Origin of the sequence: Methylobacterium platani (genome assembly GCF_001653715.1) — a bacterium.
Lineage (GTDB): Bacteria > Pseudomonadota > Alphaproteobacteria > Rhizobiales > Beijerinckiaceae > Methylobacterium > Methylobacterium platani.
The window spans coordinates 1-266 of the sequence record NZ_LWHQ01000131.1; the positions used below are offsets into that span (position 1 = coordinate 1).

The window sequence follows — 266 nt, forward strand, 5'->3', positions numbered from 1 at the left end:
CCCGGTCGCAGATCTCGACGAGTTCGGGGAATTCCGTCGACCACCACACGACGACGGTGCCGTTGGCCGCCATCGCGCGGATCAGGGCGTAGATCTCGCGCTTGGTGCCGATGTCGACGCCGCGGGTCGGCTCCTCCAGGACGAGGAGCCGCGGCGGGTGCTCGAGCCAGCGGGCGAGGAGCAGCTTCTGCTGCGTGCCGCCGCTCAGCGTCAGGGGCGAATCGTCGATCGAGCCCGCCTTGATGGCGAGACGCGCCAGCGCCTCC

General features: G+C 70.7%; 1 protein-coding gene. It reads right to left on the reverse strand.

From position 1 onward, the window contains the following. Positions 1-266: ATP-binding cassette domain-containing protein (locus tag A5481_RS31825; RefSeq protein WP_156655694.1), on the reverse strand; the 266-nt coding region annotated here is incomplete at both ends.